Origin of the sequence: Nocardia cyriacigeorgica, from assembly GCF_010868145.1 — a bacterium.
Taxonomy (GTDB): domain Bacteria; phylum Actinomycetota; class Actinomycetes; order Mycobacteriales; family Mycobacteriaceae; genus Nocardia; species Nocardia cyriacigeorgica_D.
Window position 1 is genome coordinate 14,880 of record NZ_JAAGUY010000019.1, and the last position, 24,762, is coordinate 39,641.

Below are 24,762 nucleotides of genomic sequence, written 5' to 3' on the forward strand. Positions count from 1 at the left end.
TTACGGCCATCATCGGCGTCATGAAGATGCTGGCGCTGTTGTCGAAGAACACCGAGACGCTGCCCGGTCGCACCGGAATAGCCCGCGTGGACCGCAACACCCGGCGTCTGCTCAAACGTGTCGGCCCCGGTGACATCGTGGTGCTCGACGAGATGGATCTGGATCGGCTCACCGCTGACCGGCTGGTCGAGGCGGGTGTCGTCGCGGTGATCAACACCTCGCCGTCGATCTCGGGGCGCTACCCCAACCTCGGCCCGGAAGTACTGCTGGCCAACGACATCCTGTTGCTGGACACAGTGAGTTCGGATGCGTTCTCCAAGATCAAAGACGGAGCCAAGATCCGCATCGATGGCGGTGTCATCTATGCCGACAAGCTCACCAAGAAAGAACCCGAGGTCCTCGTCGAGGGCATCGAGCTCACCGAGGCCACCATCGCCGAGCGGATGATCGAGGCGCGTAACGGGCTCGCCGATCATCTGGAAGCCTTCGCAGGCAATACGATCGAGTTCGTCCGCACTGAATCGGCGCTGCTCATCGACGGAATCGGTGTGCCGGACCTGGACCTGGACATGCGTGGACGGCATGTGGTCGTGGTGGGTGACGGGCCGGGACATGCCGACGATCTGAAGAAACTCAAGCCGTTCATCAAGGAGTACGCACCGATCATGGTCGGCGTCGGACGCGGCGCCGACACCCTGACCAGGGGCGGCTACCGCCCGGATCTGATCGTCGGCGACCCGGACGAGATCACCACCGCGACATTGAAATCTGGTGCCGAGGTGATCCTGCCTGCCGACACCGACGGTCACGCGAAGGGTCTGGAACGCATCCAGGATCTCGGGATCGGCGCGACGACCTTTCCTTCCTCCGGTGCGCCCGCGGATCTGGCGCTGCTGCTGGCCCACCATCATGGTGCGGCGCTGATCGTCACCGCAGGTGCGGCTGCCTCCCTGGACGAGTTCTTCGACCGCGGCCGCCGCGACAGCAATCCGGCGACGTTCCTGACCCGGCTCAAGGTCGGTTCGACGCTGATGGATGCCACCGCGGTCTCCACGCTCTACCGCAACCGGGTATCCGGTACCGCGATCGCGCTGGTGGTGCTGGCCGCGCTGATCGCGGTGATCGTTGTGGTCCTCGCATCGAGCTCCGGCAGTGAGGTGCTGGATTGGGGCGTCGACACCTGGAACCGCTTCGCGCTGTGGGTGCAGGGCCTATGGGGTGGGGGAGGGGAGTGATCTCGTTTCGCCAGCACGCGATTTCGATCGCGGCGATCTTTCTCGCGCTCGCCCTCGGAGTGGTGCTCGGGTCCCAGACGCTCGCCTCGGACCTGCTGTCCGGTCTGCGAAGCGACAAGGACGATCTGCGGACCCAGGTAGACACCCTCACCGAACAGAACCAACGGTTGACCGGCCAGATGAACGGCGCCGACGCTTTCATCGCCTACTCCGCGCCGCGGATTCTCGGCGGTACCCTCGCCGACCGCAGCGTCCTCGTGTTCACCACCCCCGACGCCGATCCCGCTGACGTCGACGGTGTGGTGGCCGCTCTACAAACCGCCGGAGCCGCGATCACCGGCCGCATCGCATTCACCGAAGCGTTCGTCGACGCCACCGAGGGCGACCGGATGCGTTCCACACTCACCAACATCATCCCGGCGGGCGCCGAACTGCGCACCGGCGCTGTCGACCAGGGCAGCCTGGCCGGTGATCTGCTCGGTCTGGTGCTGCTGGTCGATCCGGCCACCGGCCAGCCGCGCAGCACCCCGCAGGAACTGGGCCTGGCCCTCGAGACGCTGCGCGGTGGCGGGTTCCTCGCCTACGGTGATACTCCCGTGCAGCCGGCCCAGCTCGCTGTCGTCGTCACCGGAGACGGTGCCGAGGCCCATGAGAACAGCCGCGGCGCGAACACCGCCCGGTTCGCCGGTGCCCTGCGTGCCCGCGGCGCGGGCGTGGTGCTCGCAGGCAGGGCGGGTGCTGCCGAAGGGGCGGGCGCGCTCGCTGTCGTCCGCGACGACGCGCCGCTCGCGGCATCGGTCACCACCGTCGACAACCTCGACCGTGAACTGGGGCGCGTCACCACAGCCCTGGCTCTGTCCGAACAACTGGCAGGGCGCACCGGCCGCTACGGCACCGGCCCCACTGCCACCTCGCTGACACTGGCCGCCATGCCGGGCTGACCGTTCGGCTACTGCGGGCGATTTTCCGCTCGTATCCACGGCGCATCCTGGCTGACCACATCGAACATTGGCGATGCATCATCCGAAGAAGGGGTCGTCATGTTTTTCTACAGTCACTCCGGAGCAGCCGCATCAGGGAAATTGGATGCCTCGGGTAACTACATCAATCTGAAGGATTATCCCGCCGGTCGATTCGGGCTATGGCATTTTATTGTGCCCGCCGACGGTCAGCGGCTCTTCTTCCACAACAGTCAAAGTACGCAGTCCGCTTCGGGTGAGATCGACACTGCCGGTAACTACATCAATTTGAGAGACTTTCCAGCTGGACAGTTCGGGCAGTGGGCGGTCGTGCCATTGGGTGACGGTCGGCTGTTCTTCTACACATCGGCAACTGGGGCAGGTGCGGTAGGAAAACTCGACGCCTCGGGCGACTACGTGAATCTGCGGGACTTTCCGTCCGGACAATTCGGATACTGGACCCACATCGTTCCCGTAGCCACCAGCAGGCTCTTCTTCTACAACGTCCAGACCGGCGGAGCGGCAACCGGCGAGATCGACGACTCGGGTGGTTACACGAATCTGGTGGACTTTCCTCCAGGACACTTCGGTCCCTGGTGGCTGATCGCCCCCGCAGGCGGCAGTCGGCTTTTCTTCTACAACGGGTACATGCAGCCATGGGCCGCGTCGGGCGAGATCGGCCCTTCCGGCGACTACACCAACATGAAGGACTTTCCACCGGGGCAGTTCGGGCACTGGACCCATATCAGTTCCGTCGTCGGCAACCGGCTCTTCTTCTACAACAGCGGTCATTCCGATTCGCATCTTCGGGGGGCGGGCGCGTCTGGCGAGCTCGATACCGACGGTGACTACGTCAACCTGAAGGACTTCCCGCCCGGACATTTCGGACAATGGAACGTCATCGTGGGCTGAGGTTCGTCGTCCCTGCCGAACCGGGGACGGTCCGGGCGGTGGCGCGACCATGGCCGACCGGCCTCGATGGCCGGTGCCATCGGCAGCATCCGGGCAATGTCGAGACCGGGTGGGGCGTGAGCTGGGTCCCAGAGGCGAGGGCGAGGTATGGGCGAGTGCTGGCGATCGGGTGGCAAACCGGGCGTGGCGTACAGATGACCGGGGGTTTCGTGTTACCGTGAAGACCCGTGGGTCAAACACGGATTCAGTCGCGAACTGCCACCAAACACATCTTCGTCAGTGGTGGTGTCGCCTCCTCACTCGGCAAGGGTCTTACCGCCTCCAGCCTCGGTCAATTGCTGACCGCGCGGGGACTGCGGGTCACGATGCAAAAGCTCGACCCGTACTTGAACGTCGATCCGGGCACCATGAATCCGTTCCAACACGGAGAGGTGTTCGTGACCGAGGACGGTGCCGAAACCGACCTCGACGTCGGCCACTACGAGCGCTTCCTCGACCGGGACCTGACCCGGGACGCGAATGTGACGACCGGGCAGGTCTATTCGTCGGTCATCGCCAAGGAACGCCGCGGCGAATACCTCGGTGACACGGTGCAGGTCATCCCGCACATCACCGACGAGATCAAGGCCCGCATCCTCGCGATGCGCGGCCCTGATCTGCAGGGTCATGAGCCGGATGTGGTGATCACCGAGATCGGTGGCACCGTCGGCGACATCGAATCGCAGCCCTTCCTCGAGGCCGCCCGTCAGATCCGGCACGACGTCGGCCGCGACAATGTCTTCTTCCTGCACGTATCCCTTGTGCCGTATCTGGCGCCCTCGGGTGAGCTCAAGACCAAACCGACCCAGCATTCGGTGGCGGCGCTGCGCAATATCGGTATCCAGCCCGATGCGCTGATCCTGCGCTGTGACCGTGAGGTCCCGCAGTCCCTCAAGAGCAAGATCGCACTCATGTGTGACGTCGAGGTCGACGCCTGCATCTCCACCCCGGACGCCCCCTCGATCTACGACATCCCCAAGGTGCTGCACCGCGAGGGCCTCGACGCCTACGTGGTGCGCAAGCTGGGGCTGCCGTTCCGCGACGTGGACTGGACGGTGTGGGGCGATCTGCTCGACCGCGTGCATTCCCCTCGCGAGACCGTGGAGGTCGCGCTGGTCGGCAAATACGTCGACCTGCCCGACGCCTACCTGTCGGTCACCGAAGCGCTGCGCGCGGGCGGGTTCGCCTCGCGGGCGAAGGTGCAGATCCGCTGGGTGCAGTCCGATGACTGCGAGACTCCGGCCGGTGCGCAGGCCGCGCTGCGCGACGTGGACGCCGTGCTGATTCCTGGTGGATTCGGTATCCGCGGCATCGAGGGCAAGGTCGGCGCCATCCGCTACGCCCGCACCCGTGGCCTGCCGCTGCTCGGGATCTGCCTTGGCCTGCAGTGCATGGTGATCGAGGCGGCCCGCTCGGTGGGCCTCACCGACGCCAACTCGGCCGAATTCGAGCCCGACACCACCCACCCGGTGATCTCCACGATGGCCGACCAGGAGCAGGCGGTCGCCGGTGAAGCCGATCTCGGCGGCACCATGCGCCTCGGCGCCTACCCCGCGCTGCTGGCCAAGGGTTCGGTGGTGGCGCAGGCCTACGGCGCCACCGAGGTGTCGGAGCGGCATCGTCACCGCTTCGAGGTGAACAACGCCTACCGCGACAAGATCGCCAAGAGTGGGCTGAAGTTCAGCGGCACCTCGCCCGACGGGCATCTGGTCGAATTCGTCGAGCTGCCCGCCGACAAGCATCCGTTCTTCGTCGCCACCCAGGCACACCCCGAGCTCAAGTCCCGCCCAACCCGTCCGCATCCGCTGTTCGCGGCGCTGATCGCGGCGGCGTTGAAATACAAGGCGGCCGAACGACTTCCGGTCGACATCCCGGGCGAGGAACTCGCCAACGCGGGTGATCAGGCCTCGTAGATGAGCGACAATCCCACCGTGCCGGGCAGCCACGACTTCGACACCGTGTCCAGCCGCACGGTGTATTCCGGCGCCATCCTGGCGTTGCGGCTGGATCAGGTGGCGATGCCCGGTGGGCGGATCGCCGAACGCGAGGTGGTCGAGCATCACGGTGCCGTCGCCGTCGCCGCACTTGACGACGACGACAACATCGTGCTGATCCGCCAGTACCGCCACCCACTCGGCGCCCGTCTGCTCGAACTGCCCGCCGGACTCCTCGACATCGACGGCGAGGATCCGCTGGACGCGGCCAAACGTGAGCTGGCCGAGGAAACCGGACTGGCGGCGCGGGAATGGTCGGTGCTGGTGGATGTCGCGCTGTCGCCGGGTTTCACCGACGAAGCGCTGCGCGTCTACCTGGCGCGCGGGCTCCACGACACCGATCGGCCCGAGCCCGAGCACGAGGAAGCCGATCTGGAGCTGGTCCGGATGCCGCTGGCCGAGGCGGTGCGAGCCGCGCTATCGGGTGAGATCGTCAACGCCACCGCCGTCGCCGGTGTCCTCGCGGTATCGGCGGCACGGGCCGCGGGGTTGACGCCGCGGGCGGCCGAGGCTCCCTGGTCCGGGCAGCCGACCGCCCTGCTGCGCAGACAAGCGCGCCGGGCGCAGGACTGACGGGCCGCGACGGTGCGGGAGGTGGATGCCTACCTCGACCATCTGGCAGTCGAGCGGGGCGCCGCACGCAACACCCTCACCGCCTACCGGCGTGACCTCGGCCGGTATCGCGACTTCCTGGCCGGGCGCGGCATCGGTGAACTCGACGCTGTCGCCGAGAGCGACGTCGCCGAGTTCACGATGGCGCTGCGCGCGGGTGGGGCCGGGCATCCACCACTGGCGGCCGGCTCGGTGGCGCGGGCCTTGATCGCGGTACGCGGTCTGCACCGATTCGCCACGGCGGAAGGTCTGACCAGCACCGATGTCGCGCACGCGGTCAAACCGCCGGCACCGGGGCGCAGACTGCCGAAGGCGCTGCCCTTCGACGATGTGCTGAAGCTGCTGGAAGCTGCGGGCGGCGACTGCGGAACCAGCGGTGACGGTGTCGCCCGCGGCTTGCGGGACCGGGCGCTGCTGGAGCTGCTGTATTCCACCGGCGCGCGCATCTCGGAGATGGTCGGTCTCGATGTCGACGATCTCGATATGACCGAGCGGGCGGTGGTGCTGCGCGGTAAGGGCGGTAAACAGCGGATCGTGCCGATCGGCCGTCCAGCGCTGGCTGCGGTGGATGGCTATCTGGTGCGCGGCCGTCCGGTGCTCGCTGCCCGTGGACGCGGCAACGCCGGCGCACTGTTCCTGAACGCGCGTGGCGGGCGCCTGTCGCGGCAGAGCGCGTGGCAGGTATTGCAGAGTGCGGCCGAACGATCGGGGATCGGCGCCAGCGTCTCACCACACACGCTGCGGCACTCGTTCGCCACGCATCTGCTCGACGGCGGCGCAGATGTGCGTGTGGTGCAGGAATTGCTCGGCCACGCTTCGGTCACCACCACGCAGATCTACACCCTGGTGACGGTCTCGACGTTGCGGGAGGTGTGGGCGACGGCCCATCCACGGGCGACATGAGTCGCTGTTGCCCGTTCGAGTCGGTTCCGCCTGCCCTCCGATCGCGTGTGATGCGCGGTCGATCGGGTCAGGGTGGATGCCCGTACGACCGGTTCGACACCGGTTCGACAGTGCTGCGCAATGGCAATGACGGCGAACAGGTAGCGTTTTGTTATCCGTGGCGCGGCGTGGCGTTGCGAACACGCCGGTCGGACTCGCGGCACTCGAGGACGAACAAGCGGTAGCGTCTAGCGAGAGCTGGACCATCCGAAAGTGAGGTCGTGCACTGATCGGCCTCGCTACGCTCGGCGGGGAACGAGCAGGAACGTCAAAGGAGCAGCGGATCGTGACGACAGCCGGAGCGGCAGAGCCGCCGATGGGTGCTGGGACGGAGCCGCTTACGGACGCGGGCGCGGGACCCGACGCCGACACCGGCACGGCCTCGGTGTGGGGCAACGCCGCGGAGCCGGCGCCCGTCCCCGACGATGTCGAGCTCGGACCCACCGGGCGTCCGTTGCGACTGGTTCCCGAACCACCCGAGGCAGCGCCGAACGGCGATGCCCTGATCATCGCCATGTGCAACCAGAAGGGTGGTGTCGGAAAGACCACCTCCACCATCAATCTCGGCGCCGCACTGGCCGAATACGGCCGCAAGGTGCTGCTGGTCGATCTCGACCCGCAGGGCGCGCTGTCCGCGGGGCTCGGTGTGGCTCACCACGACCTCGAGCTCACCGTGCACAACCTGCTGGTCGGCAACAAGGTCGCCATCGATGACGTGCTGATGGAGACCAGGGTCGAGAATATGGACCTGCTGCCGAGCAATATCGACCTGTCGGCGGCGGAGATCCAGCTGGTCAACGAGGTCGGCCGGGAACAGACCCTCGGGCGCGCGCTGGAATCGGTGCGCTCGCGCTACGACTACATCCTCATCGACTGCCAGCCTTCGCTCGGACTGCTCACGGTGAACGCACTGGCCTGCTCGGACGGCGTCATCATCCCGATGGAATGCGAATACTTCTCGCTGCGCGGGCTCGCCCTGCTCAACGACACCGTGGAGAAGGTGCGTGACCGGCTCAATCCGCGGCTGAGCTTGTACGGCATCGTCGTCACCATGTTCGATGCGCGGCTGCTGCATTCGCGCCAGGTCATGTCGCGAGTGGTCGAGGTCTTCGGTGATCTGGTCTACGACACCGCGATCTCGCGCACCGTCCGGTTCCCCGATGCCAGTGTCGCGGGCGAGCCGATCACCACGTGGGCACCGAAATCCGGTGGTGCCGAGGCTTATCGGGCGATGGCCAAGGAAGTCATCCACCGGTCCGGCCGGTGACCGGAGCGTCCGAGCCAGCACTGTCGACCAGCACCGATACGCCCGGCTCCACCGATTCGAGCGCGGGCAGCGAACCCGGACGCGCGTCCGGATTCCATTTGCGACTGAGCAATTTCGAGGGTCCGTTCGATCTCCTGCTGACCCTGATCAGTCAGCGCCGCCTCGACGTCACCGAGGTGGCTCTGCACAAGGTCACCGACGAGTTCATCGCCTACACCAAGGCACTGACCGCGGATCTGGCTCAGCAGTCGGCGCTGCGCGCGGACAAGATCCTGGACCAGACCACCGAATTCCTGGTGGTGGCCGCGACCCTGCTCGATCTGAAGGCGGCTCGGCTGCTGCCCTCGGGTGAGATGACCGACGCCGAAGACCTGGAATTGCTGGATGCACGGGATCTGCTGTTCGCCCGGCTGTTGCAGTACCGCGCGTTCAAGCAGGTCGCCGAACTGCTCGCGGAACTAGAGGCGGCGGCTCTGCGACGGTATCCGCGGGCCGTCGGACTCGAGGACCGATATACCGACCTGCTGCCCGAGGTGACGCTCGGTGTGGACGCGGCGGGATTCGCCGAGATCGCGGCCGCTGCGTTCCGGCCACGGCCGGTGCCGACGGTCGGGCTCGACCACCTGCACGCCCATGCCGTCTCGGTCGCCGAACAGGCCGCGATCGTGCTGGAACGGCTCAAGGAGCGCGGCGCGGGCGGCTGGACCACCTTCGCCGAGCTGGTCGCCGACTGTGGCGTCCCGATCGAGATCGTGGCCCGCTTCTTGGCGCTGCTCGAGCTCTACCGCGGCAAGACCATCGAGTTCGATCAGCCCGATCCGCTCGGCCCGCTGGCGGTGAGCTGGATCGGCGACACGGACGACGACGCGCCCCCCGCACCCGCGGTGACCATCGAAGAGGACTACGGATGACCGAGGCAGTGGCAGAGTTCACCCCCGAACCGCTCGGCGACGACGAATTCCGCTCGGCGCTCGAGGCGGTATTGCTCATCGTCGACACTCCCGCCCCGGTAGAACAGCTGGCAGCGGCCCTGGACGACACCACCGAGCGGGTGGAGCGCACCCTGCGGGAAATGTCGGCGGAACTGTCGGCACGGGGCAGCGGAATCGATCTGCGTTTCGCCGGTGACGGGTGGCGCTTCTATACTCGCAGCGAGTACGCACCGTATGTGGAACGGTTGCTGCTCGATGGCGCCCGGTCGAAATTGACCAGGGCCGCCTTGGAAACGCTGGCGGTGGTGGCCTACCGCCAGCCGGTGACCCGGACCAGGGTCAGCGCGGTGCGCGGCGTGAACGTCGACGGCGTGATGCGCACCCTGCTGGCCAGAGGGCTGATCGCCGAAGCAGGCGTCGACCCGGAGACCAACGGGACGCTCTACCGCACGACCGAACTGTTCCTGGAGCGGGTCGGGCTGGCGTCACTGAGCGATCTGCCACCACTGGCGCCCTTGCTACCGGGCGTCGACCTGATCGATGAGATCAACGAGAGCCTGGAAACGGACCCCCGCTACACCAGGCTGAAGAAACCCGCCGAGGACGACATAAACCTCGGCACCGAGGATTGACAGGACAACGTGAATACTCCCGCTCGCCGAGATGGCACACCGGACCGTAGGAAACGTAACGACCAGCAGCCAAGGAGTGGGCGCCCGGTCGGCACCCGCGACGCACGCGCGGCCCAGCGGGGCGTCACCCCGCGCGGCGCCTCGACAGGCGGGGCAGGCCAGCGCGGCACCGGCGGATCGGCCGGATCCCAGCGCGGCGGCTCCCCGGCCGCCGCACAGCGCGGTGGTCAAGGCGGCACCGGGGCTCGCAGGCCCGACCGCATCCAACCGCCGGCGCGCAAGAACAAGTCGGCCAAACCGCAGCGGCAGACGACATCGGCACCGCAGCTGAGCAATGCCAAGCCGGCCAAGCGTCAGCACGTCGACCCGACCGAGACCCATACCAAACTGCCGTGGGGTGAAGGTGAGCGCCTGCAGAAGGTGCTGGCCAAGGCCGGTGTCGCTTCCCGGCGCGCGGCCGAGGACATGATCGCGCAGGGCCGGGTCGAGGTCGACGGACTCATCGTGCGAGAACAGGGTCTGCGCATCGATCCGCAGCATGCGGTGATCCGGGTGGACGGCACCCGTGTGATGGTGCGCGAGGAACTGGTGCACTTGGCGCTGAACAAGCCCAAGGGCTGGCAGTCGACCATGTCCGACGATCTCGGCCGCCCCTGTGTCGGCGATATCGTCGCCGAACGGATCGCGGCCGGGCAGCGGCTGTTCCATGTCGGGCGACTCGACGCCGACACCGAGGGCCTGCTGCTGCTCACCAATGACGGCGATCTGGCGCATCGGCTCATGCATCCCTCGTTCGAGGTGTCCAAGACCTATCTGGCGACCGTCAACGGCGAGGTGCATCGTGAGGTCGGCAAGCAGCTGCGCGACGGTGTCGAACTCGAGGACGGTCCTGCCAAGGTCGACCGTTTCCAGGTGCTCGACATCAATGAGGGACGTTCTCTGGTCAAGATCGTGTTGCATGAGGGGCGCAAGCACATCGTGCGCCGGATGCTGGACGCGGTCGGCCATCCGGTGACGCGGCTGGTGCGCACCGATATCGGCCCGGTGGCGCTGGGCGATCAACGGCCGGGCACCTTGCGGGTGCTCGGTCGCGATGAAATCGGCAAACTCTACGAGGCGGTGTCGTTGTGAACGGTGTGGGGAGCGCGATCGAGCTGCTCGAACAGCTGTCGGGTACGTCGTCGCTGGTCGTGGCGATGGATGGGCCGTCGGGGACCGGCAAGTCCAGTGTGTCGCGTCGGCTCGCCGCACGACTGGGCGCCCGCTACCTCGACACCGGTGCCATGTACCGGGTGGCCACACTGCGCGTGCTGCGCGAGGGCGTCGACCTGACCGATCCCGCCGCCATCGCGGCATCGGTGGTGGATCTGCCGCTGACCATCGGCACCGATCCCAGCCATGAGCTGATCCAGCTCGACGGCGCGGACGTGTCGGACGAGATCCGTGGCGATGCGGTCACCAAGGCCGTATCGGCCGTGTCCGCGGTTGCCGAGGTGCGTACGGCGCTGGTGGCGTTGCAGCGTGAGATCGCGGTGTCGGCGGGGCGGATCGTGGTCGAGGGACGCGATATCGGCACCGTCGTGCTGACCGACGCCGACGCCAAGATCTATCTGACCGCTTCCGCCGAGGCGCGGGCCCAGCGGCGTAATCAGCAGAACATCGCCGAGGGCCGGGGTGACGACTACGCCGCGGTGCTGGCCGATGTGCAGCGCCGCGACACCCTCGATTCCACCCGCGCGGTGTCCCCGCTGCGTCCCGCCGAGGACGCGGTGCTGGTCGACACCAGCGAACTGACCATGGACGAGGTCATCGACGAGCTGTATCGCGTGGTCGCGCAGCAGGTTTCGGTGCGCACGACGGGAGAGACCAAATGACCGAGGACGTGCTCGCGGGCGACGGTGTCTGGAGCGACGAATCCGAGTGGGAGATCATCGATCTCGAGGGTGATCTGGAGGCGGGCGAGCATATCGCGATGCCGACGCTCGCCGTCGTCGGCCGGCCGAACGTCGGCAAGTCGACGTTGGTGAATCGGATCCTCGGCCGCCGTGAGGCCGTGGTCGAGGACATTCCCGGTGTGACAAGGGATCGCGTCTCCTACGAGGCGAACTGGGCGGGCCGCCGCTTCCTGGTTCAGGACACCGGTGGCTGGGAGCCCGACGCCAAGGGGTTGCAGCAGTCGGTGGCGCGCCAGGCCGAACTGGCGATGAACACCGCGGACGCGATCCTGCTCGTCGTCGACGCCACCGTGGGTGCGACCGCGACCGATGAGGCGGCGGTGAAGGTGCTGCGCCGGTCCAAGACGCCGGTCATCCTGGTCGCCAACAAGGTCGACGATCAGCGGGTCGAGGCCGACGCTGCCACCCTGTGGTCGCTGGGTCTCGGTGAGCCGCGCATGGTGTCGGCGGCACACGGGCGCGGTACCGGTGATCTGCTCGACGATATCCTCGAGGTGCTGCCGGAGACTCCGCGTGAAGGCACGGGTGGGACAGGTCCGCGCCGGGTCGCGCTGGTCGGTAAGCCGAACGTCGGCAAGTCGAGCCTGTTGAACAAGCTGTCCGGCGACGAGCGTTCGGTGGTGCACGATGTCGCCGGAACCACCGTCGACCCGGTCGACACCCTGGTCGAATTGGGTGGCAAGGTCTGGAAGTTCGTCGATACCGCCGGCCTGCGCCGCAAGGTGTCCACCGCGAGCGGTACCGAGTTCTATGCCTCACTGCGCACCAAGGCGGCTCTCGAGGCCTCCGAGGTGGCGATCATGTTGATCGATGCCTCGCAGCCGATCACCGAACAGGACCTGCGGGTGATCAGCCTGGTCGCCGATTCCGGACGCGCGCTGGTACTGGCGTTCAACAAGTGGGATCTGGTCGACGAGGACCGTCGCCTGCAGCTGGAAAAGGAAATCGACCGCGAGCTGGTCCGGGTTCCGTGGGCGCAGCGGGTCAACATCTCCGCTCACACCGGCCGGGCCGTGCAGAAGCTGGTGCCTGCCATGGAGACCGCGCTCGAATCCTGGGACAAGCGGATTTCGACGGGCCGGTTGAACAACTGGCTCAAGGAGGTCGTCGCCGCGACCCCACCGCCGATGCGTGGAGGCAGGCTGCCCCGCGTCCTGTTCGCGACCCAGGCGACCACACGTCCGCCGACGTTCGTCCTGTTCACCACCGGATTCCTGGAGGCGGGCTACCGCCGCTTCCTGGAGCGCAGGCTCCGCGAGGAATTCGGTTTCGACGGTTCACCCGTGCGGATCTCGGTGCGGGTGCGCGAGAAGCGCCCGCGTAAGTAGGAGCGCCGCGAGTGCACCGCACCGATGAACGGCATCTGCGACGGGCTATCGAGCTCGCCGACCGTGCCGGGCGGGAGGGGAACCATCCCTTCGGTGCGGTGATCGCGGCGGGCACGTCGGTCATCGCCGAGGGCCGCAATGCGGTGGTGACCACCGGCAATGTGCTCACCCATGCCGAGACCGACGCGATCGAGGCGGCGGTGTCGGCCGGTCACGCCGCGGCGCTGATCGGGGCGACGATCTACGCCAGTGGTGAGCCGTGCCCGATGTGTGCGGGCGCGATCGTGTGGGCCGGAATCACCCGGGTGGTGTACGCCGCCGCCGAACCCGATTTCGCGCCCATCATCGGCCGCACGCCGCGCTTCGGCGAACTGCGCTGCGCGGACGTTATCCGGGCTGCCGACTCCTCCATCACGGTCGACGGGCCTGCGCTCGGCGAGGACGGGCTGGCGCCGTTCCGCGGATACGTCCGCGGGTATCGCGCGGCCTCAGGCGTCGAGATCGCTGACGACCATGCCGGCGATCTTGTCCAGGGTCGGCTGATCGTCGCTGGTGACGACGACCTCGGTGCCGACGGTGGCGCCGAGAGTCATGATCATCAGTGACGAGCCTGCGTCGACGGGCTCACCGCCGGGCAGTGCCAGGGTGACCGGCACGCCTGCGGCTCCGACCGCCTCGGCGATGAGTGCGGCGGGGCGGGCGTGCAGCCCGATCGACGAACCGACGGTAACGGTGATGCTCGGCATTTTTACTCCTTGTGTCGTTGATACCGGATGCTATGGGATCCGAGGTCACACTCAGGCGGTGTTGGATTCGCCTGCCCTGGAGGGCGTGTGATGGTGCTCCGCGGCCTCCTCCGGCCCTTGACCGGATCAGGCGGCGGCCAGTGCGGCATCGGTGCGGGTGCGTGCCCGGCCGAAGGATTTGGCGGCGATGACGCAGACGGCGGCGGTGACGGTGCCCGCGGCGATGGCGACGAGATACCAGACGATCTGCCCGACCGCGAAGAATACGAAGATGCCGCCGTGCGGGGCGCTGAGCGTCACGCCGGTTGCCATCACGAGCGCACCGGTGACGGCACCGCCGGCCATCATCGACGGGATCACCCGCAGCGGGTCGGCAGCCGCGAACGGGATGGCGCCCTCGGAGATGAACGAGGCACCCAGTAACCATGCCGCCTTACCGTTTTCGCGTTCGGCCGGGGTGAACAGGCCAGGACGCAGCACGGTGGAGGCGAGTGCCATGGCCAGCGGCGGCACCATGCCCGCGGCCATCACCGCGGCCATGATCTTCAGCGTCGCCGGGTCACTCACCGACAGTCCTGCCGCGGCGAACGAATAGGCGGCCTTGTTGACCGGGCCGCCCAGGTCGAAGCACATCATCAGGCCGAGGATGATCCCGAGCGCCACCGCCGAGGTGCCGGACAGGCCGTTGAGCCAGTCGGTGAGGCTATCGGTCACCACCGCCAGCGGTTTGCCGAGCACCGTCAGCATGAGCACACCGACGATCAGTGATGCGAACAGCGGGATCATCACCACCGGCATCAGTCCACGCGCCCACTGCGGCACCGGAATCCGGCTCACCCACAGGGCGGCGAACCCGGCGATCAGACCACCGACGAGACCACCGAGGAACCCGGCGCCGACGAACAACGCCACCGCGCCCGCGGTGAAACCCGGTGCCAGACCGGGCCGGTCGGCGATGGCGAAAGCGATATAGCCGGCCAATGCGGGAACAAGGAAGCCGAACGCGAGCGAACCCAGTTGATACAGCACCGCGCCGAGATAGGTGGCAAGACCGCCAGGAGGCAGCGAGGTCAGCGAGTTGTCGAGCACGATCGAGCGGGCATTGTCGGCGATGTCGTAGCCGCCGACCAGGAAACCGAGTGCGATCAGCAGTCCGCCAGCCGCGACGAACGGGATCATGTAACTGACACCGGTGAGCAGGATCTGGCGCAGCCGGGTGCCCCAGCCGAGTGAAGCGGTCTCCGGTCCGTCGGTCGCTGCGGTGGGCGCGGGTGCGGTGGCCGGATCCCGCACCACCCGCAGCGCCTCGGCGATCATCGTGTCGGGTTCGTTGATAGCCCGCTTCACTCCGGATTCGATCACCGGCTTACCCGCGAACCGTTCCCGGCCCTTCACCCCGACATCGGTAGCGAGGATGACGGCGTCCGCGGCAGCGATGGTCCCCGCGGAGAGCACGGTGGTGCCGCTCGAGCCCTGGGTCTCCACCTTGACTCGGACTCCGGCCCGCTCACCTGCGGCGACCAGCGCGTCGGCGGCCATGTAGGTGTGGGCGATACCCGTGGGGCATGCGGTTACGGCGACGATGGTGCGGGTGGGTGTGTGGTGCGGCGTTGACGGCTGGTCGACCAGAACCGACTCGGCGGCAACTGAGTTCGTGTTGTCCGTCGTCGCGGTCGCAGCGCCGGCTGCGAGGGCACCACCGGCGGACACGCCGACGACCGCGCCGTTGGCAGGTTCGACCGGCGCGGAACCTTCGGCCGATGCCGTCGCGGGTGCCGGCGTGAAGACCGAATCAACGAGCGCGACAACCGCATCCGGCGACTCGGCTTCCCGAAGACTCCCGACGAACTCCGGCTTCACCAGCGCCCGCGCCAGAGTCGACAGCAACTTCATATGCTCGGCACCCGCCCCTTCGGGCGCCGCGATGAGGAAGACGAGGTCGGCGGGGCCGTCCGGGGCGCCGAAGTCGACCGCGGGCGCCAGTCGCGCGAAGCCGAGGGATGCTTCGGTGATGGTGGCAGCACGGCAGTGCGGGATGGCGAGACCGCCGGGCAGTCCGGTCGCCGACTGCTCTTCCCTGGCCAATGCCGCCGCGGTGAGCGTCGAGGCGTCCTCGGCGCGCCCGGCGTCGGCGAGCTGTTGCGCGAGGGCGGCGATCACGGCCACCTTGGACGTGCCGAGATCGGCGTCGAGACTGATCGTGTCGGGGGTGATGATCGAGTCGGCCATCGCGATGCGTCCTTCAGGAATGGGGGAGGAGGTCCAGCGCCGTGACGGATACGGCGGCGGGGTCGGTGTGGTGGGGGCCGGGCAGGCCGGTGCCGGGTAGGGCGGCGGCGGCACTGCCGTAGGCGACCGCGTGGCGCAACCGGTCGGCAGGTTCGGCTCCGGCCAGGTCGGCGAGCAGATAGCCCGCCAGCGCGGAATCGCCCGCCCCGACGGTGCTGCGTGGACGGATGGTTGGCGCGGCCGCATGCCAGGCGCCGTCCGAGGTGACGAGCACCGCGCCCGCCGCGCCGAGTGTCGCCAGCACCGCGCCGAAGCCACGGTCGACGAGCCCGGCCGCGGCCCGTGCCGCGGCGAGGGGATCTTCCAGCGTGGCCGCGGCCGAACCCGTCAGTTGAGCGAGTTCGTCGGTATTAGGTTTGATCAATTGTGGTGCTGCCGAGGATATTCCGCGGGCGAGCGCCAGTAGCGGCGCGTCGGAGGTGTCCACTGCGACGCGGGTGCCCGACAGCTGCCGGGTCAGCTCGACGTACCAGTCGATGGGTACTGCCGGTGGCAGCGACCCGGACAACACCACCCACTCGGCCTGCACGGCCAGCTCGCCGAGCACGGCGGCGAGCGCGTCCAGTGCGGCCTCGGTGAGCGGATATCCGGGCTCGTTGATCTTGGTCGTGGTGCCGTCGGATTCGGCGACGGTGAGGTTGATGCGCGCCGAGCCCGAGGTCGGCACGCTCCGGTGTTCGATGCCTGCGTCGGTGAGTGCCCGCAGCAGCGGATCATCGACATTGCCCGGCAGTACCGCGACGGTGGGAACACCTGCGGCGGCGACCACCCGAGAGACGTTGACGCCCTTGCCCCCAGGGTGGGTGGCGACACTACGCGCCCGGTGCACGGCGCCGCGCAGCAGCGGTTCGGCCAGGGTGACGGTGCGGTCGATACTGGGATTCGCGGTCAGCGTGACGATCATGCCGCATCCTCCGGGCATGATCGGGCGCCCTCTGTGGTGACGCACGCTGCCTCCTCCGGGCACTGACCTCTCATGCCGCCACCACCTCGATGCCGCTGTTGCTCAGTTCGTTTCGCACCGTCGCGGGAATATCGGCGTCGGTCACGAGGACGTCGATCTCGTCGATTCCGGCGAACCGCACGAAATCCTCCCTGCCGACCTTGGACGAATCGGCGACGACCACCACGCGATGTGCGCTGGCGACCATTGCCCGCTTCACCGCCGCCTCGTCGACATCCGGGGTGGACAACCCGTGCGCGGGGGTGAGCGCATTGGCGCCGATGAATGCGATATCGACGCGCAGCCCGGCGAGGACGCGCAGCGTTTCGGCGCCGACGGCGGCCTGGGTGACGCCACGCACGCGGCCGCCGAGGAGATGTAGCTGCACCCCGGTGTGACCGCTGAGCCGGGTCGCCACCGGCAGCGAATTCGTGACGCCCACCAGTTCGCGGTCCGCGGGCAGCAGGGCGGCGACGCGCGCGGTGGTGGTGCCCGCATCGAAGAGCACGCTGCCCCCGGTCGGTGGCAGGAATTCCACGGCGGCCTTGGCGATACGTTCTTTCTCAGCGGTACGCGAGGTTTCGCGTTCGGTAGTGCCGAGTTCGATCGCGGTGAGGGCGGCGGCGGGGACGGCGCCGCCGTGGACCCGGCGCACCAGGCCCATCCGGTCAAGCACGGCGAGATCTCGGCGCACGGTCTCGCTGGTGACGCCGTATCGCTCGGACAGATCGGTCACCGATACGCGACCGCGCTGCCCGACCAGGGTGGCGATGGCCTGCTGCCGCTCCTCTGCGTACATGCCGATCCTCCGAAAATGTTGGTTTATGTTGTTTTACGTCTGAGTGTGTTGCTTTGTCAATGGTTTGGAGTAGTCTGGATCACATCCACTCAGGCGTTGATATGAACGACACCGTTCGACTTCGGTGCGAAGGAGACCGCAAATGACCCGATCGCAGCAGGTAGAAGCCGTCGAAACGGTGCTGCGTGGAACCCCGGCCGTACCAGGAGTGGCTTCCGCGCCCGCAGTTCGGCCCAACCCGCGAGTCCAGATTGATGCCCGATCGGGCACTGTGGCCGAGTCTGGTAGGGCATCGGAACTTACTGCCCTACGTAACGCCGCCGAGGTCGTCGCGGGCCGGCTGCGCACGCGCGCCGACGCGTCGACGGGTGCCGCGGCCGAGGTGCTGTCGGCCAACGCCGCGATGGCTGCCGACCGCGGCTGGCTCGGCGCAGCGGAGAAGCTGATCGCCACCGGCATCTGCGCACCCGAGGCCGCCACCGCTGCCACCGAGCAGTTCGCCGAGATGTTCAGCAAGCTCGGCGGCCTGATGGCCGAACGCGTGACCGATCTGCGTGATGTGTGCGACCGGGTGGTAGCCGAGCTGCTCGGGCTGCCCGAGCCGGGCGTGCCCGCGCCGCGGCATCCGTCCATCCTGATCGCCCGCGACCTGGCCCCCGCTGACACCGCGGGCCTGGACCCCACCCGCATCGTCGGGCTGGCGACCTCGCTCGGCGGTGCAACCAGCCACACCGCGATCATCGCCCGTCAGCTCGGAATTCCGTGCGTCGTTGCGGTGACCGGCCTCGACGACGTTCATGCGGGCGCCGATCTGCTGGTGGACGGAGCGTCGGGAACGGTCACCGTCGATCCGGATCCGGTCGTCGCCGAAGCCGCCGTCGCCGGCTACCGTGCCACCGCGGCCAGGAACGCGAGCTGGACCGGTCCCGGCGCCACCAGCGACGGTCATCGTATTCTCATCCTCGCCAACGTTCAGGACGGCGCGGGTGCACGGGCCGCGGCCGCGACGCCCGCCGAAGGTATCGGGCTGTTCCGCACCGAGCTGTGCTTCCTCGACCGCGATACCGAACCGTCGGTGCAGGAGCAGGCCCGCATCTACCGGGAAGTGCTCGACGCCTTTCCCGCCGCGAAGGTGGTTGTCCGGACGTTGGACGCGGGCTCGGATAAGCCCCTGCGCTTCGCCGATCATCCCGGCGAGGCCAATCCCGCACTCGGCGTGCGCGGCATCCGCATCGCCGCCTTCGACACCGGCATCCTGGAACGTCAATTGGATGCGGTCGCCGCTGCGGCCGAGGGGCGTGACACTCCGCCCATGGTGATGGCGCCGATGATTGCGACGGTCGGCGAAGCACGCTCTTTCGCGAGGCACGCTCGGTCCCGAGGGCTGATCGCCGGGGTGATGGTCGAGGTGCCCGCCGCGGCCCTGCTGGCCGAGGCGATCCTGGCCGAGGTCGATTTCGTGTCGATCGGCACCAACGATCTCGCCCAGTACACAATGGCAGCCGACCGGATGTCACCCGATCTGGCCGCGCTCACCGACCCGTGGCAACCCGCTGTGCTGACCCTGGTTGCTCGCACCGCGGCCGCGGGCAGACGGGTCGGGAAGCCGGTGGGTGTCTGTGGTGAGGCTGCCGCTGATCCGCTGTTGGCGTGCGTGCTGGCCGGCCTCGGAGTCACCTCGTTGTCGGCGGCCGCTCCCGCCGTCGCCGGGGTCGGAGCCCAGCTGTCAACGGTGACCCTTGCCGATTGCGAAGCGGCGGCCGCCGCGGTGCTCGACGCCACCGAGCCCGACGAGGCGCGAGCGCAAGCGCGTCGGATCCTGGGTTGACCGGCTCTGCCTACGGACACCCCTCGAGGGTGGCATCCTGCAGCACCGCGAGCACGTCGCCTACTTCGCGGCGCGCCCGGAAGGCCGCACGCTGACGGCAGGCTCCGTTGCCGCGGTCGAGTACCGCGGTAATCGCCTCTGTGACGAAGTCCTCGGCGTTCAGTGCCGTGAGGGCCGGTGCGATGCGGTCGAGCAGCTCGGCCAGCAGCATGCGGCTGGGTGCGATCCGGCCATCGATCGGGTCGACCCCGTCGCCGTCCAGGCCGGACCGTGCCGCTTTCCAATAGGCGGTCCGCAATACCTCCGCCGACACCATCGGCGCGGTCCGGCCGCGGTCGAGTTCGGCGCGCGCCGTCATCACGGCCGCCCGGACGAGGGTCGCCAGCAGGGCCGTCTCCTGGACCGTCGCGGGCACGTCACTGACACGGATCTCGACCGTGGGGAAGGTGCTCGAGGGCCGGATGTCCCAATAGACCATCTTCTTGTCCAGGATGCTGCCGCTGGACAGCATCATCTCCACCATCGTGTCGTAGGCCTCGGCGTCGGCGAAGTACGGCGGCGGGCCCGCACTTGGCCAGCGGCGCCACAGCACGCTGCGCCAACTGGCGTAACCGGTTTCCGAGCCTCGGTAGATCGAGGAATTGGCGGTGAGCGCAAGGAACACCGGCAACGAGGGTCGCAGGAAATTGCTGACCTGTACGGCAGTTTCGCGATCGGGGATGCCCACGTGGATATGGCATCCGCACAGGCCCTGTTCATGGGCGAGCATGCCGAAATTGCGGGCAATGCGTTGATAGCGCGGGGTGTCGGTGACCGGGAATTGCTCCGGTACCGTCGGCGGAATCGCCACCGCGAGCAGCCTGGTGTCGTGCTCACGTGCGCAACCGGCCACACCGCTGCGCAATTCGCGCAATTCGTCGAGCAGCTCGGCGGTTTCGGTATGTACGCCGGTGCAGGTTTCCACTTGGCACCGGGTCAACTCGAGTTGCAGGTCGATGCCGATATCCTTCGCGGACCGGGCCACCTCGACATTCTTCGCCGCGGGTGCGCCGGTAGCCGGATCCGCGAGGAGGAATTCCTCTTCAACGCCGACTGTCGCTGAGGCCGCGTCCATTCTCGTAGGCTACTCGTCACGAGCGGGCCCGGCGCCGACGGAATTCCGGTCCGATCGGGTTGGTCTGCCGGAATGGACCATGCACGACCTCCGCTGCTCGACGCGCTGGCCGACTACCGGCGCGTGAGCAGGTAGTCCCGTCGCCGGCGGCGCTACGCGTGATCGACCAGCGCGTCGTAACCCGCGCGGCGTGCGCAGTGCGCACAGCAGAACACCTGCTGGGCGGCCTCCACACCGTGGCCGAGCACCCGGCACCCGCAATGGGCGCAGGTCGGCGCCAATTCGCTCGCGGCGCATTCGAAACTGTCGAACGTCCACGACTGGCCGTTCTTGCTGACGGTGAACGTCTTGTCATAGTCGTTGCCGCAGGTATCGCAGATCGCCATTCCCGCACCTCCTGGGCGGTATCGGTCGTCGGATGACCATCGGCGGCGGGTTTCGCCGTCACCGAGGCGCTACCCGCCGTCCTGCGGACCAAACACCCGGATATGGCCCGCCTGTTCCGATTGAGCCCGCCATGACCGGGTATGCGCCGACTGTCCAGCAGGAACCGATCACACGGAGGTGTCTATCGTGCCGGAGTCCAACAGCGGTCCCCGCGAGGGCGTCGAAGGCGTCGTCGAAGGCGTCAAGGGAAAGGTCAAGGAGACGGCCGGAACGGTGCTCGGAAACGACGAGCTGCGCGATGAGGGCCGTGCCCAGCAGAACAAGGCCGATTCCCAGCGCGAAGCCGCGAAGAAAGAGGCCGAAGCCGAAAAGCAGCGCCGTGAAGCCGATCTCGACGAAGCCCGCCAGAAGTCGCATCAGAGCGATGAGGCTCGCTGACCCGAATCGGTGATCACGCACAGCGGTTGCCGTGGCATCGTGCCCGGCAACCGCCGGCGTGCGCGGGTCAGTTGAAGCCGACCAGACCCGACGCCAGGTCGCTGAGGTCGAGCGCGTCCAGCGCTTGGTCACGGACATCGGGGCAGTTCTGGATCGTCACGGTATCGACAATGGATCGGTCCCGGATGATGACGACGTTGATACCCTCGTTCTGCGCGGCCCAGTTGTGCACGGTGCCGTTGAAGGTCACCCGGGCGACGGTCGTGCCCTGCTCCTGCCAGGTGCCGATATCGGCGCGCATCATGTCGCAGAGTTGGTCGGCGGCCGCGGGGCTCACCTCGTCGACGGCGGGGGCTTCGTCGTCGGGAGTTCGATCGTCGGCATCGGGTGTTCGATCGTCGCGATCCGGGTAGTCGCGGTCGGTCGGGGTCATCGTCGGTACCGGCGGCTGCATCGGTGGTGTGGTCGCTTGGTCGTCGCCGGAATCATCGTTACACGCGCTGAGCAGCGCGGCGGCGAGGATCACGCCGACCGCGAGCCGGGCGCGGACGGTTCGGTGACTCGGATGGGAAGTTCTCATGGCGACACTCCTTTCGTGCTGGGCGCGTACCCGCCTCATCGCGGGTGAATCGAGAATCCGGGTTCCCGCCCGAGCGGGTGACATCGGCAGGTTCGCGTGCCAGAATGGGTCCAGGTTGAGAGCCCAGCCGACCCCGGTTCCACGGCCGCAACGCCGACACTCGGTAGCCGCGCCTGCCCGGCCTCCTGAGTTCGTTGTTCCGGCCGTCGCTCGGAGAATCGGAAGCCCCTGTCCCGCAGGAGGGTTCGATGTCGTTGGTGACCGAACATCAAATCGCCGAACAGTTGCATCGACTGTCCAGGCCGCAGCATGGTCGCGACATTCGACGGTTGAGCCAACACGGCAGCGTTCGTGGTCGCTGCGCCGTCGCCCGCGTGGAGGGCGAACTGGACGCCGCGCTCTATGACGATTTCTACGATCTGCTGCTCGGGTGCCTGTACACCGATCGCCGCATCGTCGTCCTCGATCTGCGGGCCGCCACCTTCATGAGTATCCGATCCGCTGCCTTGCTCGTATCCGCGAAGGCCGACGCGGCCGCGCGCGGAGTGGATCTACGCCTGGTATGCGGCAGAAAAGACGTCGAACGGGTACTCGACCTGGCCGGGGTGCGGCCGCTGTTCTGCCACTATCCGACCATGGAGGCAGCCCTGGACAACTGATCGAGAACGGGTTGACCGCAGCGTCGCAGATCGGCCACGCTGTGGCGGTTGCTGACATGTCGGGGTCATACAGTCGATAATCGAACGGTGACGGACGATGGACCGGTCTCCGCATGCGACCTCGAGGCCGACGGCGCTCAGCCCGTCGGCGAGGCGCTCGGCACCGGCAGCGCACAGCACGTCGGTGGATTCCGATTCTGGTTCGCCGATGAACGCTGGGAATGGTCCGATGAGGTCGCCCGAATGCACGGCTACCGGCCGGGAACGGTGGTCCCGACGACCGCGCTGCTGCTCGGGCACAAGCATCCCGACGATCGCGACTATGTGGCCGATGTGCTGGCCCACGCGATCGCCGAAGCCGAACCGTTCTCCAGCAGGCACCGCATCATCGACACCACAGGCGAAACCCATCACGTGATCGTCGTCGCCGACACCATGGCAGATGCCGGCGGCGCGGTCGTCGGCACCGCGGGTTACTACATCGACGTCACCGACACGCTGGCCGAGCACCGAAAAGAAGCCCTCGACGACACGCTGCCGGAGCTGCTGACCGCGCGGGCGGTCATCGAGCAAGCCAAAGGTGTGTTGATGCTGGTCTACGGCCTGACCGCCGAGCAGGCATTTCGAGTGCTGACCTGGCGTTCGCAGGAGACCAACGTCAAGGTTCGTTCCCTGGCCGGGCGGCTGATCGCGGAACTTCCCACCCTTCGCAACACGCCGGCGAGAATGCGCTCGGAGTTCGACCATCTCCTGCTGACGGTGCATCAGCGCGTCCGGGAATAGGCCGCCCGATACCGGCCGCCGGGCGTTTCGCGCGGGTCAGGCCGGGTAAGCGAGCAGATGACACCCGATCAGCGCGGACAAGGTGGTGGGCATGACCGAGAACATTTCCCGCACATCCGCGGCTACCACGACCGTGGGAGTCCGGGTACCGGCGGACCTCGAACAGCTGCTGATGCTGCGCGCGCTGGCCGAAACCGTCTCACTCATCGCCGACTTCGCACTCGACGAGGTCACCGATATCCGCCTCGCCCTCGACGAGGTGGCGACCTCACTGATCCTGGACGCGGTCCCCGGCTCGGAACTCACCTGCGAGTTCAGCTACGGCGACAACCGCATGACCGTCGCCGTGATCTCGGTCGCGGCTACCGAGTCGCTGGGGGAACGGCACAGCTTCGGCTGGCATATCGTGCGCACCCTGACCGAATCCATCGTGACCGAGCAGCAGCCCTTCGACGACGTCGCGGGCGGATATCCGACCACGGCCCGGTTCACCTGGGTACGCGGAGGTTCCGACGGCAGCGGCAATTCCGATGGCAGCTGAGCGGCCGAGATCGCGTCCGCGACCCGCACGCCGCCATCCTGGCGAGGACAGCTACGACCACATCGAGCCGGTGCTGGAGAAACTCGCCGCCCTCCCCGCAAGCGATCCGCGCCGCGCCGCGATGCGTGAGGAGGTGATCGACCGCTGTCTGCCGCTCGCCGAACACATCGCCCGCAAGTTCGCCGGGCGCGGAGAGCTGTTCGAGGATCTGCTCCAGGTCGCGCGGGTTGGTCTGTTGCATGCGGTGGACCGGTTCGATGTGGCCAGGGGAACGTCGTTCCTGTCGTTCGCGGTGCCGACCATCATGGGTGAGGTCCGCCGGTACTTCCGCGACAACACGTGGTCGGTGCGGGTGCCGCGGCGGGTCAAAGAGATTCAGCTCGGCATTGGCCCCGCGACCGACAAGCTGTCGCAGCAGTTGGGTCGCATGCCACGCGCCAGAGAACTGGCGGCCGAGCTCGACGTGCACCTGGCGGAGGTGACCCAAGCCTTGATCGCGGGCAACGCCTACCACAGCTCCTCGATCGATGCGGTGGCCGGCGACGATGCCGAGAACGCGCCGCTGCCGGTGTCCGAATCGCTGGGAGCCGAGGAACCCTCCTACCGCTTTATCGAGGATTACCTTGCTGTGCGGCCGTTTATCGCTGAGCTACCCGAGCGTGAGCAGCAGGTCCTTCGGCTGCGGTTCTTCGAGTCCCTGACCCAGCACCAGATCGCCGAGCGCCTCGGCGTTTCACAGATGCACGTCTCGCGGATCCTGTCTCGCACGCTCGATCACTTACGGGAACAGGCCCTGCGCGATTGAGTGCTGCTCAGACCGGCGTCGGCGGTATCGGGTCCGGTGAAGG

26 protein-coding genes are annotated in these 24,762 nt (G+C 67.6%); 19 read left to right on the forward strand and 7 right to left on the reverse strand.

The window, feature by feature from the left end; genetic code table 11:
• Positions 1-20 precede the first annotated feature (20 nt).
• From steA to GV792_RS20380, 13 genes are all read left to right on the forward strand, one after another.
• On the forward strand, positions 21-1,235 hold the full coding sequence (steA, locus tag GV792_RS20320; protein ID WP_163825852.1) for a putative cytokinetic ring protein SteA: 1,215 nt from the start codon (positions 21-23) through the stop codon (positions 1,233-1,235).
• The gene (locus GV792_RS20325) at positions 1,232-2,176 is read left to right on the forward strand and encodes a copper transporter (protein WP_163825854.1); all 945 of its coding nucleotides are present in this window, start codon (positions 1,232-1,234) and stop codon (positions 2,174-2,176) included. Before steA ends, GV792_RS20325 begins: the two co-directional genes overlap by 4 nt.
• A 99-nt stretch (positions 2,177-2,275) precedes the next feature.
• Positions 2,276-3,106 (forward strand): hypothetical protein, encoded by an 831-nt coding sequence (locus GV792_RS20330; protein WP_163825856.1) that lies wholly within the window; start codon positions 2,276-2,278, stop codon positions 3,104-3,106.
• Positions 3,107-3,333: 227 nt separating this feature from the next.
• Positions 3,334-5,058, forward strand: coding sequence for a CTP synthase (locus tag GV792_RS20335; RefSeq protein WP_163825858.1), 1,725 nt, complete (start codon positions 3,334-3,336; stop codon positions 5,056-5,058).
• Complete coding sequence (locus GV792_RS20340; protein ID WP_163825859.1) at positions 5,059-5,712, forward strand: NUDIX domain-containing protein; 654 nt, start codon at positions 5,059-5,061, stop codon at positions 5,710-5,712. It abuts the gene before it with no gap.
• 12 nt (positions 5,713-5,724) lie between these two features.
• Entirely contained in the window at positions 5,725-6,654 is a 930-nt protein-coding gene (gene xerD, locus GV792_RS20345; RefSeq protein ID WP_163825861.1) for a site-specific tyrosine recombinase XerD, read from the forward strand.
• A 355-nt stretch (positions 6,655-7,009) separates the two neighbouring features.
• Positions 7,010-7,960, forward strand: coding sequence for a ParA family protein (locus GV792_RS20350; protein ID WP_163825955.1), 951 nt, complete (start codon positions 7,010-7,012; stop codon positions 7,958-7,960).
• Entirely contained in the window at positions 7,957-8,871 is a 915-nt protein-coding gene (locus GV792_RS20355; RefSeq protein WP_375154365.1) for a segregation and condensation protein A, read from the forward strand. The genes GV792_RS20350 and GV792_RS20355 overlap by 4 nt, the downstream gene beginning before the upstream one ends.
• Positions 8,868-9,524 (forward strand): SMC-Scp complex subunit ScpB, encoded by a 657-nt coding sequence (scpB, locus tag GV792_RS20360; protein WP_163825863.1) that lies wholly within the window; start codon positions 8,868-8,870, stop codon positions 9,522-9,524. The genes GV792_RS20355 and scpB overlap by 4 nt, the downstream gene beginning before the upstream one ends.
• Before the next feature lie 9 nt (positions 9,525-9,533).
• Complete coding sequence (locus GV792_RS20365) at positions 9,534-10,655, forward strand: pseudouridine synthase (protein WP_163825865.1); 1,122 nt, start codon at positions 9,534-9,536, stop codon at positions 10,653-10,655.
• Positions 10,656-10,720: 65 nt separating this feature from the next.
• Complete coding sequence (gene cmk, locus GV792_RS20370; protein ID WP_163825957.1) at positions 10,721-11,398, forward strand: (d)CMP kinase; 678 nt, start codon at positions 10,721-10,723, stop codon at positions 11,396-11,398.
• Positions 11,395-12,807 carry a ribosome biogenesis GTPase Der gene (der, locus tag GV792_RS20375; protein WP_163825867.1) on the forward strand — a complete coding sequence of 471 codons (1,413 nt, stop codon included), beginning with the start codon at positions 11,395-11,397 and terminating at the stop codon, positions 12,805-12,807. Before cmk ends, der begins: the two co-directional genes overlap by 4 nt.
• 11 nt (positions 12,808-12,818) lie before the next feature.
• Positions 12,819-13,412 carry a nucleoside deaminase gene (locus GV792_RS20380; protein ID WP_163825868.1) on the forward strand — a complete coding sequence of 198 codons (594 nt, stop codon included), beginning with the start codon at positions 12,819-12,821 and terminating at the stop codon, positions 13,410-13,412.
• On the opposite strand, the gene GV792_RS20385 is transcribed toward GV792_RS20380, so the two are convergent.
• From GV792_RS20385 to GV792_RS20400, 4 genes are all read right to left on the reverse strand, one after another.
• The gene (locus GV792_RS20385) at positions 13,296-13,553 is read right to left on the reverse strand and encodes an HPr family phosphocarrier protein (RefSeq protein ID WP_163825870.1); all 258 of its coding nucleotides are present in this window, start codon (positions 13,551-13,553) and stop codon (positions 13,296-13,298) included. The two genes, GV792_RS20380 and GV792_RS20385, sit on opposite strands and share 117 nt — an antisense overlap.
• Before the next feature lie 126 nt (positions 13,554-13,679).
• Positions 13,680-15,782, reverse strand: coding sequence for a PTS fructose transporter subunit IIABC (locus tag GV792_RS20390; RefSeq protein ID WP_163825871.1), 2,103 nt, complete (start codon positions 15,780-15,782; stop codon positions 13,680-13,682).
• Positions 15,783-15,795: 13 nt separating this feature from the next.
• Entirely contained in the window at positions 15,796-16,746 is a 951-nt protein-coding gene (gene pfkB, locus GV792_RS20395) for a 1-phosphofructokinase (protein ID WP_163825873.1), read from the reverse strand.
• 70 nt (positions 16,747-16,816) lie between these two features.
• Positions 16,817-17,584 carry a DeoR/GlpR family DNA-binding transcription regulator gene (locus GV792_RS20400; RefSeq protein WP_163825875.1) on the reverse strand — a complete coding sequence of 256 codons (768 nt, stop codon included), beginning with the start codon at positions 17,582-17,584 and terminating at the stop codon, positions 16,817-16,819.
• Between the two features lie 142 nt (positions 17,585-17,726).
• On the opposite strand from GV792_RS20400, the gene GV792_RS20405 reads away from it, so the two are divergent.
• Positions 17,727-19,412 (forward strand): phosphoenolpyruvate--protein phosphotransferase, encoded by a 1,686-nt coding sequence (locus tag GV792_RS20405; protein ID WP_163825877.1) that lies wholly within the window; start codon positions 17,727-17,729, stop codon positions 19,410-19,412.
• Positions 19,413-19,422: 10 nt separating this feature from the next.
• Here GV792_RS20405 and GV792_RS20410 read toward each other — a convergent pair whose 3' ends face one another.
• Both GV792_RS20410 and GV792_RS20415 read right to left on the reverse strand, forming a co-directional pair.
• Positions 19,423-20,526: a glutamate--cysteine ligase 2 gene (locus tag GV792_RS20410; RefSeq protein ID WP_163825879.1), complete on the reverse strand. Its 1,104-nt coding sequence runs from the start codon at positions 20,524-20,526 to the stop codon at positions 19,423-19,425.
• A gap of 152 nt (positions 20,527-20,678) precedes the next feature.
• Positions 20,679-20,912 carry a hypothetical protein gene (locus tag GV792_RS20415; protein WP_163825881.1) on the reverse strand — a complete coding sequence of 78 codons (234 nt, stop codon included), beginning with the start codon at positions 20,910-20,912 and terminating at the stop codon, positions 20,679-20,681.
• Between the two features lie 187 nt (positions 20,913-21,099).
• Here GV792_RS20415 and mbp1 point away from each other — a divergent pair, with 187 nt between their 5' ends.
• A complete protein-coding gene (gene mbp1 / locus GV792_RS20420) occupies positions 21,100-21,351 on the forward strand; it encodes a microaggregate-binding protein 1 (RefSeq protein ID WP_163825882.1) in 252 nt (83 codons plus the stop codon).
• A gap of 67 nt (positions 21,352-21,418) precedes the next feature.
• On the opposite strand, the gene GV792_RS20425 is transcribed toward mbp1, so the two are convergent.
• A complete protein-coding gene (locus GV792_RS20425) occupies positions 21,419-21,931 on the reverse strand; it encodes a hypothetical protein (protein ID WP_163825883.1) in 513 nt (170 codons plus the stop codon).
• Positions 21,932-22,188: 257 nt separating this feature from the next.
• Here GV792_RS20425 and GV792_RS20430 point away from each other — a divergent pair, with 257 nt between their 5' ends.
• The 4 genes from GV792_RS20430 to GV792_RS20445 all read left to right on the forward strand — a co-directional run bounded on the left by GV792_RS20430 (position 22,189) and on the right by GV792_RS20445 (position 24,719).
• On the forward strand, positions 22,189-22,590 hold the full coding sequence (locus GV792_RS20430) for an STAS domain-containing protein (protein WP_163825885.1): 402 nt from the start codon (positions 22,189-22,191) through the stop codon (positions 22,588-22,590).
• 87 nt (positions 22,591-22,677) lie between these two features.
• The gene (locus GV792_RS20435; RefSeq protein WP_163825886.1) at positions 22,678-23,373 is read left to right on the forward strand and encodes a PAS and ANTAR domain-containing protein; all 696 of its coding nucleotides are present in this window, start codon (positions 22,678-22,680) and stop codon (positions 23,371-23,373) included.
• Between the two features lie 91 nt (positions 23,374-23,464).
• Positions 23,465-23,914 (forward strand): ATP-binding protein, encoded by a 450-nt coding sequence (locus GV792_RS20440; RefSeq protein WP_163825888.1) that lies wholly within the window; start codon positions 23,465-23,467, stop codon positions 23,912-23,914.
• The gene (locus GV792_RS20445; RefSeq protein ID WP_163825890.1) at positions 23,904-24,719 is read left to right on the forward strand and encodes an RNA polymerase sigma factor SigF; all 816 of its coding nucleotides are present in this window, start codon (positions 23,904-23,906) and stop codon (positions 24,717-24,719) included. Before GV792_RS20440 ends, GV792_RS20445 begins: the two co-directional genes overlap by 11 nt.
• Positions 24,720-24,762 lie beyond the last annotated feature (43 nt).

Excerpts from the sequence above, each read along its gene's own strand:
- steA (WP_163825852.1), top strand. The coding sequence starts at position 21 with ATGAAGATGCTGGCGCTGTTGTCGAAGAACACCGAGACGCTGCCCGGT.
- GV792_RS20330 (WP_163825856.1), top strand. The coding sequence starts at position 2,276 with ATGTTTTTCTACAGTCACTCCGGAGCAGCCGCATCAGGGAAATTGGAT.
- GV792_RS20340 (WP_163825859.1), top strand. The coding sequence starts at position 5,059 with ATGAGCGACAATCCCACCGTGCCGGGCAGCCACGACTTCGACACCGTG.
- GV792_RS20350 (WP_163825955.1), top strand. The coding sequence starts at position 7,010 with ATGGGTGCTGGGACGGAGCCGCTTACGGACGCGGGCGCGGGACCCGAC.
- scpB (WP_163825863.1), top strand. The coding sequence starts at position 8,868 with ATGACCGAGGCAGTGGCAGAGTTCACCCCCGAACCGCTCGGCGACGAC.
- cmk (WP_163825957.1), top strand. The coding sequence starts at position 10,721 with ATGGATGGGCCGTCGGGGACCGGCAAGTCCAGTGTGTCGCGTCGGCTC.
- der (WP_163825867.1), top strand. The coding sequence starts at position 11,395 with ATGACCGAGGACGTGCTCGCGGGCGACGGTGTCTGGAGCGACGAATCC.
- GV792_RS20385 (WP_163825870.1), bottom strand. The coding sequence starts at position 13,553 with ATGCCGAGCATCACCGTTACCGTCGGTTCGTCGATCGGGCTGCACGCC.
- GV792_RS20390 (WP_163825871.1), bottom strand. The coding sequence starts at position 15,782 with ATGGCCGACTCGATCATCACCCCCGACACGATCAGTCTCGACGCCGAT.
- pfkB (WP_163825873.1), bottom strand. The coding sequence starts at position 16,746 with ATGATCGTCACGCTGACCGCGAATCCCAGTATCGACCGCACCGTCACC.
- GV792_RS20400 (WP_163825875.1), bottom strand. The coding sequence starts at position 17,584 with ATGTACGCAGAGGAGCGGCAGCAGGCCATCGCCACCCTGGTCGGGCAG.
- GV792_RS20405 (WP_163825877.1), top strand. The coding sequence starts at position 17,727 with ATGACCCGATCGCAGCAGGTAGAAGCCGTCGAAACGGTGCTGCGTGGA.
- GV792_RS20410 (WP_163825879.1), bottom strand. The coding sequence starts at position 20,526 with ATGGACGCGGCCTCAGCGACAGTCGGCGTTGAAGAGGAATTCCTCCTC.
- GV792_RS20415 (WP_163825881.1), bottom strand. The coding sequence starts at position 20,912 with ATGGCGATCTGCGATACCTGCGGCAACGACTATGACAAGACGTTCACC.
- GV792_RS20425 (WP_163825883.1), bottom strand. The coding sequence starts at position 21,931 with ATGAGAACTTCCCATCCGAGTCACCGAACCGTCCGCGCCCGGCTCGCG.
- GV792_RS20440 (WP_163825888.1), top strand. The coding sequence starts at position 23,465 with ATGACCGAGAACATTTCCCGCACATCCGCGGCTACCACGACCGTGGGA.
- GV792_RS20445 (WP_163825890.1), top strand. The coding sequence starts at position 23,904 with ATGGCAGCTGAGCGGCCGAGATCGCGTCCGCGACCCGCACGCCGCCAT.